Origin of the sequence: Nonomuraea sp. NPDC005650 (assembly GCF_040605375.1) — a bacterium.
Lineage (GTDB): Bacteria > Actinomycetota > Actinomycetes > Streptosporangiales > Streptosporangiaceae > Nonomuraea.
Genome location: NZ_JBEXCR010000037.1, coordinates 112,580 through 126,624 on the forward strand (window position 1 = coordinate 112,580; position 14,045 = coordinate 126,624).

The following is a 14,045-nucleotide window of genomic DNA, read 5'->3' on the forward strand; positions in this document are numbered from 1 at the left end:
AGGACCCTCCAGAGGCCGCCGGGCACGCATCCGGGCGGCCTTTCTCTTTGGGCTGATGGTGAAAAGGCATCACGCCTGCCCTGCAAGCAGGAGTTCAGGTTTCGAGATCCTGTCGGTCCACGAAAGTGCTGGCACGTCCGTAGCCCAATGGCAGAGGCACCGGTCTAAGGAACCGGACGGTGCGGGTTCGAATCCCGCCGGACGTACGAAAAGACAAGGCCCCGTTGGTCTAGCGGTCAGGACGCCCGGCTTTCACCCGGGAAATCGCCGGTTCGAGTCCGGTACGGGGTACGGAGTTTTGATATTCATAGCCCTATAGCTCAATGGAGAGAGCGCCGGCCTACGAAGCCGGGTCTGTTGCAGGTTCGAATCCTGCTGGGGCTGCTGAACGGCCTGTAGCTCAGGTGGTCAGAGCGCCGGTCTTACAAACCGGGCGTCGCAGGTTCGACTCCTGCCGGGCCGACCGCACACGGCTTGACATCCTCCGTGGATCAACGTGTAATGGCCGTCGCGTCGCGTGACGCCGGCCGTTTGCACGGCGGCGGCATGGAGGCGCCGTACCGAAGGGGATGAGGCCGATGACTTCTCACATCGCTGGGCTTGCCTGAACGCAGCTGACCCGAGCACGTCGTTTCGACGTGCCGTTCCGGGTTTCCCAGGTCATCGACTTGAACCATCTCTTTTCGGAGCGCATACACGCATGCCCATTGACTTCAACCAGCAGATCATTGACGAATTCCGGGCCAACCGCGGCCAGGTCGGCGGCATGTTCGAGGGAGCCAGGCTGCTCCTTCTGACGACCGTCGGAGCGCGCACGGGCGCGCGTCACACCACGCCGCTCGGCTACCTGCCCGACGGCGAGCGCAGCCTGATCATCGCCTCGGCCGGCGGCGCGCCGCGGCACCCGGCCTGGTTCCACAACCTCGTCGCCAACCCGCAGGTCACCGTGGAGGACGGCGTCTTCACCTATCAGGCGAAGGCGGTCGTGCTGGAGGGCGAGGAGCGCGATCGGATGTTCGCCCGCGCGGTGGAGGCCGACCCCGGCTGGGGCCGCTACCAGGAGAACGCGGGCCGGGTACTGCCCGTGGTCGCGCTCCTGCCCGGCTTCGACGGGCCGCCCACGGGCCGTCTGGGCGACGTGCTCAAGCAGGTGCACGACGCCTTCCGCCTGGAGCTGGCCCGCATCCGCACCGAGGTCGCCCGCTCTGGCCCGCGCGTGGTCGCGCAGTTGCGCGTCAACTGCCTGACCATGTGCCACAACCTGCACGAGCACCACACGCGCGAGGACGGCTTCATCTTCCCCGCGATGGAGGGGCGCTTCCCGGAGCTGGCGCCCGCGATGGCCCGGCTGCGGGCCGAGCACGAGACCGTCCAGCTGCTCCTCCAGCAGCTCCAGACGCTCCTCGCCGACGAGGGTCTCTCCCCCAGTACGTTGCTGGCGGAGGTCGAGCGGCTCACTCAGGAAGTCGAGGCCCACCTCGACTACGAGGAGGAGTACCTCGTACCGCTGCTGAACGGCTGATCCCGCCCGGCAGGTGGCGCGGCCTACACCCGCTCCGGCCCCGCCACCTGCTCGGCCACCCGTCCGATGCGGGCGAGCCGGGCCAGGGCGGGGCGCGACAGCACCTCCTCGATGTCGTGCAGCGCGAGGATCAGCTCCTCGACGCCGTCGATCGGTGACTCCCGCTCCCTGTTCAGGAGAATCCCCCGGTAGTCCTCGGGCGGGACGGCACCGCCGGGGAGCTCGACGCCTCCGTCCTCCACCCGGAACAGGGCCGGGATGGACGTGTCCAGCGCCAGGGCGAGGCCGGTCAGCTCCATGGCGGTGAAGGAGCGCTGGCCGCGCTCGGCCTGGTGGACGGCCTGCCGACTCCACGGCCTGTCGAGGTAGCGGCCCAGCGCCTCGCCCAGCTCGGTGAGTGACAGTTGCCGCTCCGCCCGCAATCGTGCGATCTGCCGCCCGATGGCCTCTTCGACCCGCATTCGTCCCCCTGTCATCGTGGGCAATGACGCTGATATGTCCACGTTGACACCAGCGGTTCGACAGAGCTACTGTAGCGATACAGATTTACATGTCAATTTCTGCGATGACAAGCGGGTCGCGATGCAAGATTTTCATTTAGAGGTGATCGGGCCGGTCGGCGACTGCGCCGTGCTCAGGATCGCGGGCGAGATCGACGTGGAGACCGCGCCGGAGCTGCGCGCGCGGCTGGTGGAGCTGGCCGGCAAGGGCGTCCGTCACGTCATCACCGACCTGCGCGGGGTCGGGTTCCTCGACTCGACCGGCCTCGGCGTCCTGATCGGCGGCCTCAAGCGGCAGCGCACCCAGGGCGGCTCCCTCACCCTGGTCACCGACACGGAGCGCATCCTGCGGGTCTTCCGCATCACCGGGCTCGTCACCGTGCTTCCTCCGCACCCTTCCGTGCCCGAGGCGATCGCCGCCGATCCGCACTGGCGGGAGGCGGTCGAGAGCCGGGCGGAGAGCGTCGAGGAGTGGTGCCGCCGGCAGGGCCTCGCAGGCTGAGCCCGCCCCGGCCGATGTTCGATAGGTTCTCGGCGTGGACGACACCTCGCACGACGACCTCGACGTGGACACCTTCACCACGGCGATCGAGCAGTTCAACCGCTTCTACATCCGGCTTCCTGTGCTGGAGAAGCTGCCGTTCACGACGCTCTCGGTCCTGGACACCCTCGCGTTCAGCGAAGGCCCGATGCGGCTGACCGACCTGACCAGGACCGAGCAGGTCAGCCAGCCCGGCATCACCCAACTCGTCACCCGGCTGGAGCGTGACGGGCTGGTGGAGCGCCGCCCCGACCCGAGCGACGGACGCGCCGTGCTCGTCCACATCACCGAGGCCGGCCGCCGGATCGGCCGCTCCCGCCGGGAAGACCGCTCCCGCCACCTGGCCCCGCTCCTCGCCCGGCTCACCCCCGAGCAGCGCCAGGCGATCGCCGCCGCCCTCCCCGCCCTGACCCGCCTCGCCGAGCTCGGCCGCGATCGCCCCTGATCAGGTCATCCCCCGGCCCCTGAAGCGTTCAGGCGAGGCCCGCGTCGTGGGCGAGGAGCGCGATCTGGGTGCGGTTGTCCAGGTCGAGCTTGGTGAGGATGTTGGAGACGTGCGCCTTCACCGTCGTGATGCCCATGGCCAGCTCCGCGGCGATGTCCGCGTTCGCCCGGCCGCGCCCGATCGCGACGGCGACCTCGTACTCGCGCGGGGTGAGGGCGGCCAGCGCGGCGCGGGCCCGCTCGTAGGCCCCGGCCTGGGCGACGGTGCGCTCCATCAGCCGCCGGGTGATGCGCGGGGACAGGATCGGGTCCCCCGCCGCGACCCGGGTGACCGCCTCCACGATCTGCGGCGGCGGGGTGTCCTTGAGCAGGAAGCCGCTGGCGCCGGCGCGCAGCGCGTGCAGGATGTTCTCGTCGGTGTCGAACGTGGTCAGCACGATCACCTCCGGCGGGCGGGCGCGGGCGCGCAGCCGGCGGGTGGCGGTGATGCCGTCCACCCGCGGCATCCGCAGGTCCATCAGGACGACGTCGGGCGCGTGGGCGTCGGTGGCGGTGACGGCCTCCTGGCCGTCGGCCGCCTCGGCGACGACGGCGATGCCCGCGGTGCCGTCCAGCATCATGGACAGCCCGGCGCGGACCAGGGCGTCGTCGTCGACCAGAAGCACGCGGATCACGCCGGCCATGGTAGCCAGGCCTGGAGCCGGAACTGCCCGCCGGTGCTCTGGTGGTCCAGTTGCCCGCCGGCCAGCCGTACCCGCTCGGTGAGCCCGACCAGGCCGACGCCGCTGCCGGGCGCGGCCGGGGCCGAGCCGGGCGGGGGCAGGGGGTTGCTGATGTCGATCAGCAGGCGCGTGCCGGGGGCGCCGCTCAGCAGCACCTCCACCGGTTGACCGGGGGCGTGCTTGCGGGCGTTGGTCAGCCCTTCCTGGACGACCCGGTAGCCGGTCCTCCCGGCGACGGGCGGGGCGGCGCCGGTGGTCTCGTCACTGACCCGTACGGGCTGGCCCGCCTGGCGCGCCTCGGTGACCAGGCGCGCCACCTCGGACAGCGTGGGCTGGGGTTCCAGCTCGTCCAGGAGGTCATCGTCCTCGCGCAGCAGGCCGATGACCTGCCGCAACTCCTCCAGCGCCTGGTGCACCCCGGAGCGGACCACCCCGGCGGCCCGGGCGAGCTGGTCGGGCGAGGAGTCCGGGCGGTATTCCAGCGCCCCGGCGTGCGTGGCCACCAGCGACAGGCGATGGGCCAGTACGTCGTGCATCTCCCGGGCGAGCCGGCGCCGCTCGGCCATCCGGGCCTCGGCGACCCGCCTGCCCTGTTCGGTCTCGGCGCGGCGGGCGCGCTCGTGCAGCGACCTGAGCAGCGCGCGGCGGGACTGGGCCAGCGCTCCCCAGCCGAGCAGCGCGCCGTACGAGGCGCAGATCAGCAGCAGCCACCAGTTGAAGGAGACCCCGGAGTTCGGCCGCCACAGCCCCTGGACCAGATGCGCCGCCATGCCCGCCGCCGCCACCGCCGCCGCGACGGGGAACCGCCTGCGCTGGGCCACCTGCAGCGCCCCCATGCCCGCCGCCGGCGTGGCCGCCGGGGAGACCACGGCGAGCAGGGTGGCGGCGAGCGCCCCGTGCACCGGCCACCACAGCTGGGCGACCGCCGCGACCAGGCTCAACGCCGCGACCGCGACGTCCGGCCCCAGCATCGGCCCGCCGCCCAGCCCCCACAGCGTCACGCCGGCCAGCGCGCTCACCCCGAGGACCACACTCGACACCGCAATCAGCGTCCTGCTCACCGGCCCAGGCTAGCCCTCAGCACAAAGGCGCCATCACCTACTAAAGGAGGACCCGTACCCCGCTGGGGAAGGACGGAGCGCGACCGCGCGCCCGATGTGCCGGCCTGGCCGGCCAGGCGAACCTGATCGGCATGAACACCTCCCTCAGAAGGCCGCTCCTCACCCTCGTCGGCGCGCCCGCGGCCGCCCTGGCCGTGTGGGCCCTGGCGGTGCCGCTGGCCGGAACCATCCTGACCGTCCGGATGGGTGCCGGCACGCAGACCGTCGGCCCGGTATCGGTCGTCGTGGCGAGCCTGGTGGCCGGGCTCGCCGGCTGGGCGCTGCTGGCCGCCCTGGAACGGTGGGCGCCCCGGCCCGGCCGCGTCTGGACGATCACCGCCCTGGTCGTGCTCGCTCTGTCCCTCACCGGCCCGCTCGGCAGCGCCGTCGGCGCCGCCGCGACGCTGGTGCTGGTCCTACTGCACCTGGTCGTCGGCGCCGTGCTCGTCCCCGGGCTCGCCCGGCGATGAACCTGCCGTACGGATGGCGTGCCTTTCCGGGTCAGCCGGCGCTGGGGAGCCGGGCCTCGCCGGCCGGTTGCCGGACCGCGATCTCGACGAGCTTGCCGACCTGAGCGGCGGGGACGGCGATGCCGGGGTTCTGGAGGGTCCAGCGGAGGAAGTCCTCGACGTTCATGGCGGGCGTCTCGCCGAGGTAGGGGTGGATGTAGACGGGGGTGTTCGGTTCGCTGCGCCAGCTGTCGGCGAGCGGGCCGAGGTCCACCGCGTCGTAGCCGAGGAGATCCAGCAGCCGGGCGGCCTCCGCCCTGGCCTGCGGGGCGTCGCCGGCGATGGGTAGGGCGCTGCGGTCGGGCGCGCCCGCGGGCCGGGCGAGGGTGAGCAACTGGTGCGGGGTGATGTTGTTGAAGGCCTTGACCACGTGGGAGTCCGCGAGGCAGCGCTGTGTCAGGGCGCTGGAGGTCAGGTCGCCCGCGTCGAGCTCGGCCAGGTGGCCGTCCCGTTCGGGGTAGTAGTTCGCCGTGTCCAGCACCGTCTTGCCGGCCAGGGCCGCGGCGGGGAGCTGGTCACGGGCCTTGAGCGGGATGGCCGCCACCACCAGGTCCGCGGCGCGGGCCGCTTCCGCCGGGGTGGCCGCCCGGGCCCGCTCGCCCAGCTCGGCGACGAGGCCGGCGAGGGTCTCAGGCCCTCGCGAATTGCTGAGGACGACCTCAAGACCGGCGGCGACGGCCAGGCGGGCAACGGAAGAACCGATCATTCCGCTGCCGATGAGGCCGAGCGTTCGAGGCATGGTGTATCTCCGTTCGTGCGGGTTGTGGCTCGTCCGACAATGGAGCCCCCGCGGCCGCCCGGCCAGGTCCGTGCCGTGCGTACTCACGGCTTGATCACCCATAAAGTTGTCGCGTGAACGACCGGACCGAGCTGAGCGAGTTCCTCAAGTCACGCCGTGCCCGCCTGCGTCCGCAGGACGTCGGGCTGCGCGATTACGGCGGGGCCCGCCGGGTCGCGGGCCTGCGGCGCGAGGAGCTGGCCCGGCTCGCGGGCGTGAGCATCGCCCACTACACGCGGCTGGAGCAGGGCAAGGGCGACAGCGTCTCGGACGAGGTCCTGGACGCCGTCGGCGCGGCGCTGCGCCTGGACATCGACGAGCTGGCCTACCTGCGCCGGATCGCCCGGCCTGCCGTGGCGTGCGCGGCCTCGTCGGAGGTGCCTCCGGGCCTGCGCCACCTGCTGGAGTCGTTCGTGATGACGCCGGGGCTGGTGGTCGGCCGGCACACCCAGATCATCGGCTGGAACCGGCTCGCCGTGGCGGTGTTCGGCGACTTCCCCGCGCTGCCGGAGAGCCGCCGTACGCTCTCGCACCTGCTGTTCACCGAGCCCTACCTGCGCGACTTGCACCGTGGCGGCTGGGAGCGGGCGGCGCGCGAGCAGGTGGCGCATCTGCGCGTGCTGCTCGGGCGGTATCGCGGGGACGCCGGGCTCGCGGCGCACGTCGACCACCTACGGGAGGCGAGCGCGGACTTCGCGCGGATGTGGGCGGAGCACCCGGTCGCGCAGGTCCGGTCCCGGACGTACGTGCTGCATCACCCGGTCGTGGGCGAGCTGACCCTGCACGGCGAGCTCCTCGCGCTGCCCGACGAGCCTTCGTGCTACGGGCTCGACCTGTTCGCCGCCGAGCCGGGCTCGGCGTCGGAGCAGGCGCTGCGGAAACTCGCGAGCCTGTAGGCCGCCGATCTGCCGGGCGGGGCGCCTCAGAGCAGCAGCGCGAGCGTCCCCCAGGCCGCTGCCGCCCCCGCCACGGCGCCCGCGAGCGCCTGGGCCGCCGTGTGGTGCGACACCTGGACCCGGGCCCACCCGATCACCGCCACCACCACCGCGCCCGCCACCAGGACCGGCACCGCAGGAAGCACGTACGCGAGCACGACGGCGGTGCCGGCCGACACCCCCGTGTGGAAGCTGATCTTCCACAGCAGGGTGATCGGCCCCATCACCAGCACCCAGGCCAGCATCACGGCCACCGACGCCACCACCGCACGGGGCGCGTCCAGCAAGGCCAGCGCGGTCAGGCCCACCACCACCGCGGCCAGCCCGATCAGCATCGGTCCCTTCCTCGACTTCCGCTCCACCAGGTGAATCGAGTCGAGCCGGCCTCGCCGCACACCCACCGCGATCACGGCCGCGGGCACGCCCGCGCACACCGCCGCGGCGAGCACCCCCCACGCCAGGCCCGCCCAGCCCTCGGCGAGCAGCCCGACCACCGGCGGCATGGCGATCCCCACGTACTGCGGGGCGAACACCTCGGTCACCGCACGCGCGAACCTTCCACCGCCTCCGGCCACGCCCGCAGCTTCAGCCACTTCGCCCCCTCTGTGAATGGAGATCCACTTTGGGGATTCTTGCCGATAATCGTGAGCCTTGCTGCGGCTTTTCACCGGGCTGCACCCTGGCTACAGCGCTCCCGCGGGCGGCTGGGGCGCCGTCCAGCTGGTGAGGAGCCGGAGGGCCTGCTCGGTTGGGGAGCCCGGTTCGACGTTGTAGACGCACAGGGTCTGGTCGGCGTCGCCGGGCGCCTGGAAGGACTCGTAGGAGAAGTGGAGGTCGCCGACGAGAGGGTGGTGGTACGACTTGGCGCCGTGGGTGCGGCGCAGCACGCGGTGGTCGTTCCACCAGGTGGAGAACTCGGGCGACTTCAGGGTGAGCTCGCCGACGAGGTCGGCGAGCCGGCGGTCGTGGGGGTGGCGACCGGCTTCCAGGCGGAGCACGGCGACGGTCTCGGCGGCGATCCGCTCCCAGTCTCCGACCTTCTCGCGGGCCTGGGGATCCAGCAGGTAGTAGAGGGCCAGGTTCCGCCGGGTCGCGGGCAGGGCGTCGAAGTCGGTCAGGACCTCGCGGGCCAGGCGGTTGGCGGCCAGCACGTCGGTACGGCGGCCCAGGACGAAGGCGGGCACGTGGTCGAGGGTGTGCAGCATCAGGTGCAGGCCGGGCCTGACCCGCTGCGGAGCGGCCGGGGCTCGGCGCGCGGTGGCGGGGCGGGCCAGCAGGTTGGTGAGATGCTCGCGCTCGGAGGGGTTGAGCCGCAGGGCCCGGGCCAGCGCCTCGATGACCTCGGGTGACGGGGAGCCGCCGCGGCCCTGCTCAAGACGGGTGTAGTACTCGGTGCTGACCCCGGCCAGGCGGGCCACCTCGTCGCGGCGCAGCCCCGGCACCCGGCGGATGCGCCCGTCGGCGGGCAGCCCGGACCCCTCAGGGCTGATCCCGGCCCGCCGTGAGCGGAGGAAGTCGGCGATCTCGCTGCTTCGGTCCATGTCTCCAGTGTGGCCAAGCCGGGCATGCCCCGCTCCCGCACGGGTAGCCCTGTCAGTACCAGCCTCGCCAAGACCTGCCTGGTCAGGGCACATTTTGGCGGCCCTTGACGGGCCGGGCGGGTGATGTCCTGGTCTCGGAAGCCGGCGGCGATCGGCCGCGGCCACCTGTCACTCCACCCACCTTGAAAGGTGTTCACCATGACCACGCAGACCTCTGCCCGCCCTCTCACCGGCCGCGTCGCGGTCATCACCGGCGCCTCCAGCGGCATCGGCGAGGCCACCGCCGAGCACCTGGCCGAGCTGGGCGCCCGCGTCGTCGTCCTGGCACGGCGCGCCGAGCGGCTGGACGACCTGGTCGCCCGGATCGACAAGGCCGGGGGCCAGGCGCTGGCCCTGGCCGTCGACGTCACCGACGCCGCGGCGCTGCGCTCGGCCGCCGACCGCGTGGCGGCCGAGCTGGGCGACGCGGACCTGCTCTTCAACAACGCGGGCGTCATGCTTCCCGCCCCGATCGAGGAGCTGGCCACCGACCAGTGGCAGCGCCAGATCGACCTCAACATCACCGGGCTGATGAACGCCATCGCCGCCTTCACCCCTCAGCTGGTGCGGGCCGCCGCCGAGCGCGGGGTGGCCGACCTGATCAACACCTCGTCGATCGCGGCGCAGAACATCTTCCCGAACTTCGCCGTCTACTCCGCGACCAAGGCGTACGTCACCCATCTCTCCCGCCACATGCGGGTCGAGCTGGGCCCGAAGAAGGTGCGGGTCTCGGCCATCGAGCCGGGCATCGTCGGAACCGAGCTGCAGGACCACGTCACCGACAAGGGGGCGCTGGAGTGGCTGGAGGGCTCCAAGCAGACGCTGGAGTGGCTCACGCCGCAGGACATCGCCCAGACGATCGGGTTCCTCGCGAGCCTCCCGCCGCGGGCGAACCTCCAGCAGGTCACCATCATGCCGACCGGCCAGACCGGCTGACCGGACGCTGTCGCGGGCGGTGAACCCGGCCCCGGGTCGCGGGGCCGGGGCAGGCGGTCAGAGCTCGTCGAGCACCTCGATGTCCTCCGCCATGACCTCGCGGGCCACCTCGAACGCCGCGACGGCCGCCGCGGTGCCGGGCGCCGCCTGGCGGGCCGCCTGCAGGCTGGCGGCGCTGTCCCAGCGCCAGACACCGACCCACGTCTCGTCATCGAGCCGGCCGAGGCGGGCCTCGGTGAGGCCGGGCTGGGCGGCCCTGATCGCGGTGACCAGGGCCGCGTGCCGGACCCGGACCTGCTCGGCGTCGGCGGGATCGGCCTGGAAACGGGTGACACTGACAATCGACACGACTGGATCTCTTCTCTAGAGTTGACTTCTAGTGACTAAATCTAGAGATAGACTCTAGCCATGAGCGATGTCAAGCGGACGAACAAGCGGGCGCAGAAGGCGCAGGAGACGCGACGGCGCATCCTGGCGGCGGCGCTGGAGTTGTTCGCGCGGGACGGATACGGCGCGACGAATCTTCAGGACGTCGCCGACAAGGCCGGGGTCGCGGTGCAGACGATCTACTTCGTCTTCGGCAACAAGCGCGCCCTGCTGAAGGAACTGGTCGACGTCACGATCGCGGGTGACGACGAGCCCGTGGCCACGATGGACCGGCCGTGGTACACCGACGCGCTGGCCGCTGGCACCGCCCACGACATGGTCCGCGCCTACGTCACGGGCACGACCTCCATCCTGGAACGAGTCGCGCCCATCGGCAAAGTCCTGGAAGCAGCGGTCGCGAGCGACCCCGAAGTCGCCGCCCTGTGGCCGCACGAGGTCAATCCGCGCTACGTCGTCCAGCGACAAGCCGCCGAGGCGCTGGTCGCCAAGCCGGGCGCACGGGCACGACTGTCGGCGGAGGAAGCGGCCGATCTGCTGTTCGGCCTGCTCAGCCCCGAGCTGTACCTGCTGTTCGTGCAGGAGCGGGGCTGGTCGCGCGAGCGCTGGGAGCAGTGGGTCTGCCAGACCCTGCACGCCCAGCTCTGTTCAGGCTAGGCCTGCCGGCGGGCCTTGGCAGGCGGCGGTCAATGGCTGAGCAGGTAGCGCCGGGGCGTGGTGCCGACCGTACGGCGGAAGGCCGCCAGGAACGCACTCGCCGTGGCGTACCCCACGCTGTGTGCCACCCGTGACACCGGCTGCCCCTCGGCCAGCAGCGGCAGGGCGGCGCGCAGCCGTACCTGCGTGCGCCAATGGTCGAAGCTCATGCCCGTGTCGCGCACGAACAGCCGCGTCAGCGTCCGCCTGCTCACGCCCGCCGCGCGGGCGTGAGCCTCCAGGCTGCGCGGGTCGGCCGGGTCCGCCAGCAGGGCGGCCGCCACCACCCGGACGCGCTCGTCGGTGGGCTGCGGCACGTCGATGGGCCGGGTCGGCAGCGGGCGCAGCAGGTCGTACACCACCGCCTCGGCACGCAGCCGCGCGCCGTCGGCGAGGTCGGTGCGGGCCAGGTACCCGACCAGCTCGGCCAGCAGGCCGTCGACGCCGACCGCCGTGGGCTCGGGCCAGTCCAGCGGGCAGCGCTCCGGCGACAGGTACAGGCTGCACAGCACCGCGTCGCGGGTCGCGCCGGTCGCGTGGGTGACCCCCGCGGGCAGCCACAGCGCCCTGGTGGGCGGCAGGACCCAGTACACCTCGCCCACGTTGACGCTCAGGACGCCGCGGCGGGTCCAGGCGAGCTGGTGGTGGGTGTGGTTGTGCGGGGGGATCCAGTCTCCCGAGGCCAGCGGGAAATGGCCGACGACGATCGCGCCCATGTCCTCCATGCGACATAGTCTGGCCCCATCGCGGATTGTGGCCAAATGGGGCGGATCATAGCGTCGTCGGGTGCCGATGATTGTGTTGTGTCTGGTCCAGTTCATGCTCGTGCTCGACGACACCGTCGTGAACGTGGCCCTGCCCAGCATCCGCGATGAGCTGGGCTTCAGCGCGTCCGGATTGCCCTGGGTCGTCAACGCCTACTTCCTGGCCTTCGGCGGGTTGTTGCTGCTGTGCGGCCGGATGGCGGACCTGCTGGGCCGCCGTCGCGTCTTCCTCGCCGGGGTGGCGCTGTTCGGCGTGGCCAGCCTGGCCTGCGGGCTCGCGCAGGAGCCGTGGCAGCTGGTGATCGGGCGGTTCGTACAGGGCGCGGGTTCCGCGATGGCCGGCCCGGCGGCGATGTCGATGATCACGCTGCTGTATCCGGGTCCGGAGGAGCGGGCCAAGGCGCTGGGCATCTGGGGCGGCATCGCGGCCCTGGGCGGGACCTCGGGCCTGGTGGTGTCCGGGGCGCTGACCGACCTGGTGTCCTGGCGCGGGATCTTCCTGATCAACCTGCCCGTCGTCGCCGTGGCTCTGGCCTCGCTCCCCCGTCTGGTCCCCGAGTCCCGCGCGCCCGGCCGGCGCCGCCTCGACGTTCCCGGCGCGGTCCTGGTCACCGGGGCCGCGGTGTCGCTGGTGTACGGGCTGCTGCGGGCCGGGGAGACCGGCTGGGGCGATCCGATCGTCATCGGCGCCGTCGTGCTCTCGGCCGCCTTGGCGGTGGCGTTCGTGGTGGTCGAGTCGCGGGCGGCGGCGCCGCTGGTGCCCGGGTCGTTCCTGGCCTCGCGGACGCGGGCGGTGGCCAACGGCGCGACCCTGCTGTTCTCGATGGCGATGTACGCGATGTCGTTCCTGCTGATGATCCAGGTGCAGACCGTTCTGGGCTACAGCCCGCTCCTGGCCGGCATCGCCTACCTGCCCTACGGCGCCGGCATCCTGGCGGGAATGTGGTTGTCCTCCCGCGTCTCGATCAAGATCGGGACGCGCTGGGCGCTCCTGCTGGCGTTCCTGGTCAACATCGCCGGCCTGCTCCTGCTGTCCGGCGTGGCGGCGGGCGACTCCTACGCAGCCCACGTCCTGCCCGGCATGCTCATTCTGAGCGTGGGCAACGGGCTGAGCCTGCCCGTCATGGCCGTGGCCGCGGTCGAGGGCACCACCGAGGCGGACGCCGGTCTCGGCTCGGCCCTGTTCACCTCCGTGCAGCAGGTCGGCGGGGCCGTCGGGGTGGCGGCGCTGACCATCATGGGCTACTCGGGCGGGCTCACGGCGGGTGCGGTCTGCGTGGCGCTCGGCGCCGTACTCATCGTCGTGCTGCTGCCGTCGCGGGCCGGCGGCCCGCTGGACAGGGAGCCGGCAGCCACTCCCCGGTGAGCCGACTGCGCCGGGTGAGCGCTGACTTGTCAGACCGCGCTGTCGCCGTGCGGGCGGCGGGGGCGCCGGGCATCCACGTTGCCGGCCACTGTCCTGAGGATGCCGGGTAGTTCTGCCACCGTTTCGGCGGGCAGGCCGACCACGGTTTCCTCGGCCAGGGCGCGCCAAAGGTCTTTGATCTGCTCGGTCAGGGCTCTGCCGCTGTCGGTGAGCTCGACGATGCTGGCGCGCCTGTCGGAGGGGGCGGGCGCGCGGCGGATGTGACCGCTGGCTTCGAGCTTGCGGGTCATGAGCGTGACGCTGGGCGGTTCGCAGCCGAGCGCCTCGCTGAGCTGGGCCTGGATCATCGGACCGGTACGGGCGAGTTCGAGCAGGAGCGCCTCCTGCCCGGGGTGCAGGCCGAGCGGGGCCAGCAGCGCCGCGGCCCTGGCCCGGTGACGCAGGCTCAGCAGGCGGATGGCCTGGTTGAGGGCGTCGGCTTGCTCGAAGTCCATGGGCTCTCCTTGACAAATTGGTTATGCGCATAATAGTTATCCGCATAACCAATGTTACCTGACATCGAGGAGCCCCGGAATGACCGTCAAGGTCGCCGTGATCTACTACAGCTCGACCGGCACCGTACACGCGCTCGCCCATGCCGTCGCCGAGGGCGCCGCCTCGGCGAGAGCCGAGGTGCGGCTGCGGCGGGTCGCCGAGTTGGCGCCCGACAGCGCGATCGACGAGAACCCCCAGTGGCGGCGGCACGCCGATGCCACCGCGTCGATCACCGAGGCATCGGTCGAGGACCTGGCCTGGGCCGACGCGTTCGCGTTCGGGACCCCGACCCGGTTCGGCGCGCCGGCCGCCCAGCTCAAGCAGTTCATCGACCAGACCGCCGGGCTGTGGCGGGAAGGAAAACTGGCCGACAAGCCGGTCACGGCCTTCACCTCGGCCTACAACCGGCACGGCGGCAGCGAGGCCACGATCTTGTCGCTGGCCAACGTCTTCTACCACTGGGGAGCGCTGATCGTCCCGCTCGGTTTCACCGATCCGGCCGTGTACGCCGCCGGCGGCAACCCGTACGGCACGTCGATGACCGGCCCCGCCATGGACGGCCCGGACACCGCGACGCTGGAATCGGCCAGGTACCAGGGGCGGCGGCTGGCCCAGGTGGCGATCCGGCTGCTGGAGGGCGGCCGCGCCGCCGATGCCGCCGAGCGGGACGGCAGCCCCCGCGAAGCCTTGACCGCGACGACCTCCCTGACCGCGTGAACGGCGGCATCCGGCAC

Annotated in this window: 17 protein-coding genes, 5 tRNA genes and 1 pseudogene; 14 read left to right on the top strand and 9 right to left on the bottom strand. The window is 72.1% G+C overall.

All coding sequences use genetic code 11. The annotated features are described in order from the left end of the window. The first annotated feature begins 49 nt into the window (after positions 1-49). From ABZS69_RS47360 to ABZS69_RS47385, 6 genes are all read left to right on the top strand, one after another. Positions 50-120 (top strand) — tRNA-Ala (locus tag ABZS69_RS47360). A gap of 13 nt (positions 121-133) precedes the next feature. Next, a tRNA-Leu gene (locus ABZS69_RS47365) sits at positions 134-206 on the top strand. Positions 207-218: 12 nt separating this feature from the next. Next, positions 219-291 (top strand) — tRNA-Glu (locus tag ABZS69_RS47370). An 18-nt stretch (positions 292-309) separates the two neighbouring features. Then, positions 310-384 (top strand) — tRNA-Arg (locus tag ABZS69_RS47375). 5 nt (positions 385-389) lie between these two features. Continuing rightward, a tRNA-Val gene (locus tag ABZS69_RS47380) sits at positions 390-463 on the top strand. 237 nt (positions 464-700) lie between these two features. Beyond that, positions 701-1,522 carry a nitroreductase/quinone reductase family protein gene (locus tag ABZS69_RS47385; protein WP_355385335.1) on the top strand — a complete coding sequence of 274 codons (822 nt, stop codon included), beginning with the start codon at positions 701-703 and terminating at the stop codon, positions 1,520-1,522. 23 nt (positions 1,523-1,545) lie between these two features. On the opposite strand, the gene ABZS69_RS47390 is transcribed toward ABZS69_RS47385, so the two are convergent. Then, positions 1,546-1,983, bottom strand: coding sequence for a helix-turn-helix transcriptional regulator (locus tag ABZS69_RS47390; RefSeq protein ID WP_355385338.1), 438 nt, complete (start codon positions 1,981-1,983; stop codon positions 1,546-1,548). Positions 1,984-2,104: 121 nt separating this feature from the next. On the opposite strand from ABZS69_RS47390, the pseudogene ABZS69_RS47395 reads away from it, so the two are divergent. Then, positions 2,105-2,443 (top strand): annotated as a pseudogene (locus ABZS69_RS47395) (STAS domain-containing protein); the annotation flags it as partial. A 115-nt stretch (positions 2,444-2,558) separates the two neighbouring features. Then, complete coding sequence (locus tag ABZS69_RS47400; protein WP_355385341.1) at positions 2,559-3,008, top strand: MarR family transcriptional regulator; 450 nt, start codon at positions 2,559-2,561, stop codon at positions 3,006-3,008. A 28-nt stretch (positions 3,009-3,036) separates the two neighbouring features. Here ABZS69_RS47400 and ABZS69_RS47405 read toward each other — a convergent pair whose 3' ends face one another. Next, complete coding sequence (locus ABZS69_RS47405) at positions 3,037-3,690, bottom strand: response regulator transcription factor (RefSeq protein ID WP_355385344.1); 654 nt, start codon at positions 3,688-3,690, stop codon at positions 3,037-3,039. After that, positions 3,678-4,790: a histidine kinase gene (locus tag ABZS69_RS47410; protein WP_355385347.1), complete on the bottom strand. Its 1,113-nt coding sequence runs from the start codon at positions 4,788-4,790 to the stop codon at positions 3,678-3,680. The genes ABZS69_RS47405 and ABZS69_RS47410 overlap by 13 nt, the downstream gene beginning before the upstream one ends. A 131-nt stretch (positions 4,791-4,921) precedes the next feature. Here ABZS69_RS47410 and ABZS69_RS47415 point away from each other — a divergent pair, with 131 nt between their 5' ends. Beyond that, positions 4,922-5,299, top strand: coding sequence for a DUF6069 family protein (locus ABZS69_RS47415; RefSeq protein WP_355385350.1), 378 nt, complete (start codon positions 4,922-4,924; stop codon positions 5,297-5,299). Positions 5,300-5,330: 31 nt separating this feature from the next. Here ABZS69_RS47415 and ABZS69_RS47420 read toward each other — a convergent pair whose 3' ends face one another. Then, the gene (locus tag ABZS69_RS47420) at positions 5,331-6,077 is read right to left on the bottom strand and encodes an NAD(P)-binding domain-containing protein (RefSeq protein ID WP_355385353.1); all 747 of its coding nucleotides are present in this window, start codon (positions 6,075-6,077) and stop codon (positions 5,331-5,333) included. A gap of 113 nt (positions 6,078-6,190) precedes the next feature. On the opposite strand from ABZS69_RS47420, the gene ABZS69_RS47425 reads away from it, so the two are divergent. Then, positions 6,191-7,012 (top strand): helix-turn-helix transcriptional regulator, encoded by an 822-nt coding sequence (locus ABZS69_RS47425; RefSeq protein WP_355385356.1) that lies wholly within the window; start codon positions 6,191-6,193, stop codon positions 7,010-7,012. A 26-nt stretch (positions 7,013-7,038) separates the two neighbouring features. Here ABZS69_RS47425 and ABZS69_RS47430 read toward each other — a convergent pair whose 3' ends face one another. Continuing rightward, positions 7,039-7,644, bottom strand: a complete 606-nt coding sequence (locus ABZS69_RS47430; protein WP_355385359.1) for a hypothetical protein — start codon at positions 7,642-7,644, stop codon at positions 7,039-7,041. Positions 7,645-7,734: 90 nt separating this feature from the next. Then, positions 7,735-8,592, bottom strand: a complete 858-nt coding sequence (locus tag ABZS69_RS47435; protein ID WP_355385362.1) for a helix-turn-helix transcriptional regulator — start codon at positions 8,590-8,592, stop codon at positions 7,735-7,737. 198 nt (positions 8,593-8,790) lie between these two features. Between ABZS69_RS47435 and ABZS69_RS47440 the strand changes: the two genes are divergently transcribed. Then, the gene (locus tag ABZS69_RS47440) at positions 8,791-9,567 is read left to right on the top strand and encodes an SDR family oxidoreductase (protein WP_355385365.1); all 777 of its coding nucleotides are present in this window, start codon (positions 8,791-8,793) and stop codon (positions 9,565-9,567) included. A gap of 57 nt (positions 9,568-9,624) precedes the next feature. Here the strand turns inward: ABZS69_RS47440 and ABZS69_RS47445 are convergent, their stop codons facing one another. After that, the gene (locus tag ABZS69_RS47445; RefSeq protein ID WP_355385368.1) at positions 9,625-9,915 is read right to left on the bottom strand and encodes an antibiotic biosynthesis monooxygenase; all 291 of its coding nucleotides are present in this window, start codon (positions 9,913-9,915) and stop codon (positions 9,625-9,627) included. A 60-nt stretch (positions 9,916-9,975) separates the two neighbouring features. Between ABZS69_RS47445 and ABZS69_RS47450 the strand changes: the two genes are divergently transcribed. Then, positions 9,976-10,608: a helix-turn-helix domain-containing protein gene (locus tag ABZS69_RS47450; protein WP_355385371.1), complete on the top strand. Its 633-nt coding sequence runs from the start codon at positions 9,976-9,978 to the stop codon at positions 10,606-10,608. Positions 10,609-10,637: 29 nt separating this feature from the next. On the opposite strand, the gene ABZS69_RS47455 is transcribed toward ABZS69_RS47450, so the two are convergent. Beyond that, a complete protein-coding gene (locus tag ABZS69_RS47455) occupies positions 10,638-11,372 on the bottom strand; it encodes a helix-turn-helix transcriptional regulator (protein WP_355385374.1) in 735 nt (244 codons plus the stop codon). A gap of 67 nt (positions 11,373-11,439) precedes the next feature. On the opposite strand from ABZS69_RS47455, the gene ABZS69_RS47460 reads away from it, so the two are divergent. Beyond that, positions 11,440-12,777 carry an MFS transporter gene (locus ABZS69_RS47460; protein ID WP_355385430.1) on the top strand — a complete coding sequence of 446 codons (1,338 nt, stop codon included), beginning with the start codon at positions 11,440-11,442 and terminating at the stop codon, positions 12,775-12,777. Between the two features lie 29 nt (positions 12,778-12,806). On the opposite strand, the gene ABZS69_RS47465 is transcribed toward ABZS69_RS47460, so the two are convergent. Next, the gene (locus tag ABZS69_RS47465) at positions 12,807-13,271 is read right to left on the bottom strand and encodes a MarR family transcriptional regulator (protein WP_355385377.1); all 465 of its coding nucleotides are present in this window, start codon (positions 13,269-13,271) and stop codon (positions 12,807-12,809) included. A 79-nt stretch (positions 13,272-13,350) separates the two neighbouring features. On the opposite strand from ABZS69_RS47465, the gene wrbA reads away from it, so the two are divergent. Next, positions 13,351-14,028, top strand: a complete 678-nt coding sequence (wrbA, locus tag ABZS69_RS47470; RefSeq protein ID WP_355385380.1) for an NAD(P)H:quinone oxidoreductase — start codon at positions 13,351-13,353, stop codon at positions 14,026-14,028. The last annotated feature ends 17 nt before the right edge of the window (positions 14,029-14,045 follow it).

What these genes read in the sequence shown, in the direction of transcription:
- ABZS69_RS47465 (WP_355385377.1), bottom strand. Translation starts at nt 13,271, where the DNA reads ATGGACTTCGAGCAAGCCGACGCCCTCAACCAGGCCATCCGCCTGCTG.
- ABZS69_RS47455 (WP_355385374.1), bottom strand. Translation starts at nt 11,372, where the DNA reads ATGGAGGACATGGGCGCGATCGTCGTCGGCCATTTCCCGCTGGCCTCG.
- ABZS69_RS47440 (WP_355385365.1), top strand. Translation starts at nt 8,791, where the DNA reads ATGACCACGCAGACCTCTGCCCGCCCTCTCACCGGCCGCGTCGCGGTC.
- ABZS69_RS47405 (WP_355385344.1), bottom strand. Translation starts at nt 3,690, where the DNA reads ATGGCCGGCGTGATCCGCGTGCTTCTGGTCGACGACGACGCCCTGGTC.
- ABZS69_RS47450 (WP_355385371.1), top strand. Translation starts at nt 9,976, where the DNA reads ATGAGCGATGTCAAGCGGACGAACAAGCGGGCGCAGAAGGCGCAGGAG.
- ABZS69_RS47385 (WP_355385335.1), top strand. Translation starts at nt 701, where the DNA reads ATGCCCATTGACTTCAACCAGCAGATCATTGACGAATTCCGGGCCAAC.
- ABZS69_RS47390 (WP_355385338.1), bottom strand. Translation starts at nt 1,983, where the DNA reads ATGCGGGTCGAAGAGGCCATCGGGCGGCAGATCGCACGATTGCGGGCG.
- ABZS69_RS47435 (WP_355385362.1), bottom strand. Translation starts at nt 8,592, where the DNA reads ATGGACCGAAGCAGCGAGATCGCCGACTTCCTCCGCTCACGGCGGGCC.
- ABZS69_RS47415 (WP_355385350.1), top strand. Translation starts at nt 4,922, where the DNA reads ATGAACACCTCCCTCAGAAGGCCGCTCCTCACCCTCGTCGGCGCGCCC.
- ABZS69_RS47420 (WP_355385353.1), bottom strand. Translation starts at nt 6,077, where the DNA reads ATGCCTCGAACGCTCGGCCTCATCGGCAGCGGAATGATCGGTTCTTCC.
- wrbA (WP_355385380.1), top strand. Translation starts at nt 13,351, where the DNA reads ATGACCGTCAAGGTCGCCGTGATCTACTACAGCTCGACCGGCACCGTA.
- ABZS69_RS47460 (WP_355385430.1), top strand. Translation starts at nt 11,440, where the DNA reads ATGATTGTGTTGTGTCTGGTCCAGTTCATGCTCGTGCTCGACGACACC.